The sequence below is a fragment of the Monashia sp. HAY1-5C genome (assembly GCF_056755255.1).
Genome location: NZ_JBPGXG010000252.1, coordinates 1 through 2,067, shown reverse-complemented (window position 1 = coordinate 2,067; position 2,067 = coordinate 1). Strand labels below are relative to the sequence as shown.

Genomic DNA, 2,067 nt, shown 5'->3' with positions numbered 1-2,067 from the left:
TCCGTCGTCGGCAGCGTCAGATGTGTATAAGAGACAGTTCCAGTACCGGCGGGACGGTTTCGGGCCGGTCGTGGACAAGGCCGAGGACGCGGTGCGCGCGGTCGTGCAGATCGCCGAGCACGGGTATGCGGCGACGCCGGAGTACCAGGCGCGGATCGAGGCGACGTTCCCGATGCGTGACGGGCGGTGCTGCGAGCGGGTCACCGCCGCCATCGAGGCCCTCGACGGCGTCACGGCCGAGCCCAAGGGGGCCGTGGTCGCGGACGCAGCGGAGCTGAGCCCGGCGGGCTGACCACACCCGCCGGGCCGCACCCGCGCTACGCGTCACGCTGTCCGCATCCGGCGCTCCGCCCGTTCGACCCGGTCCTGCGCCCGGCGCGCCCGGGGCCGTTCCTCCGGGCGGCCACGGGGGCCCGGTCTACCATGTGGCGGGTACGGCCGCGGCTCGGGACGCGCGCCCCGCACCTGCCTGCGGGACCGTCTCCGGTGGTGGCTCGCCTCATGGTCGAAAGGGACGGGACGTGGTCGCAGCGAGGGCAACGGGAGCGGAGCGACCGGCAGGGGTCGATGGATCCCCCGGACCGACCTTCTCGGTCGTCTCGGCCGTCTACGACGTCGCCCGCTACCTGCCCGAGTTCTTCGAGTCGCTCGAGAAGCAGGACTACGACCCGTCGCGCCTGCAGGTCGTCGCGGTCGACGACGGCTCGACCGACGACAGTCTCGGAGTCCTCCGCGCGTGGGCTGGGCGCGCCCCGTTCGAGGTCGTCGTGCTGACCCAGGAGAACGGCGGGCAGGCCGCGGCACGCAACGCGGGCCTCGAGCGTGCCACCGGCGACTGGGTCACCTTCACCGACCCGGACGACACCCTCGACCCGGGCTTCTTCTCCGCGGTCGCCGCGTTCGTCGGGCGCCACCCCGAGGTGTGCTTCGTCTCGGCGAACATGGTGCTGCACCTGGAGTCCACGGGCACCCTCGCCAAGCATCCGCGGGCCAAGATGTTCGCGGCGGGCGACACGCTCGTCGACCTCGACGCCGCCACCTCCTACATCCCGAACAGCGCCACGTCCTCGGTCCTGCGGCGCGACCTCGTCGGGGACCTCCGGTTCAACCACCGGCTGCGTCCGAACTTCGAGGACGGCGACTTCGCGGCCCGCTACCTCATGGCGGCGCCGACGCGTCGCACCGGGTTCCTCGCGTCGGCGAGGTACGTCTACCGCAAGCGGGCCGACCAGTCCTCGACGCTGCAGACCGGGATCTCGGCCACGGGCCGCTACGGCGTCGTACCACGCGAGGGCTACCTCGCGTTGCTCGTCGACGCCAGGGAGCAGTGGGGCGCCGTCCCCATGTGGCTGCAGAACACCATCCTCTACGACCTGTCCTGGTACTTCTCGTCCGAGGACGCCATGGCCAGCTCGGCGTCGGCCATCGACGGCGAGCTCGGCGCCGAGTTCCGCCGCACCCTGCGCGAGATCGCCGACCTGCTCACTCCCGACGTCGTCGACTCCTTCGGCATCCGCAAGCTGCAGCCGCACTGGCGCGACATCCTCCTGCACGGCCTCGCGGACACCTCCTGGCACACCCCGTACGCCGTGACGGACCGGTTCGACCGCGCCACCAGGGTCGTGCGGCTGCGGTACCGGTACGTCGGTGAGGCGCCGTCGGAGCAGTTCCGCTTCCAGGGCGTGCCGACGGCTCCGTTGCACGCGAAGACCCGCCGGATGGACTTCTTCGGCGCGACCGTGATGTGGGAGCGGGTGCTCTGGGTCCCGGCCGGCGGCACCATCGAGCTCCTGGTCGACGGCGTGCGGCTCGACCTCGCCGAGGAGTGGGAGGGTGTCCACGTCCGCGCGCTGGGAGCCAAGGCGCTCGCCGACCGGTTCCGCAAGGCGCAGCAGGGCAGGCGTCCGAGCAAGCGCGAGGCGGCTCGCCGGCTCAAGGTCGACCCGGTGCGGCTCCTGGCGGCGCGGCCGCAGGTGCGCAAGGTCTTCGCGGACGCGTGGGTGCTCATGGACCGGATCCACGACGCGAACGACTCGGGCGAGATCCTGTTCCGGTACCTGCGCGATC

2 protein-coding genes are annotated in these 2,067 nt (G+C 72.1%); both read left to right on the top strand.

All coding sequences use genetic code 11. The annotated features are described in order from the left end of the window. Nucleotides 1-292 (top strand): hypothetical protein (locus tag ACR9ZK_RS21420; RefSeq protein ID WP_481343985.1); only part of this gene is annotated, 292 nt, incomplete at its 5' end. Nucleotides 293-521: 229 nt separating this feature from the next. Then, a partial coding sequence (locus tag ACR9ZK_RS21415) for a glycosyltransferase family 2 protein (RefSeq protein ID WP_481343984.1) occupies nucleotides 522-2,067 on the top strand: 1,546 nt, incomplete at its 3' end.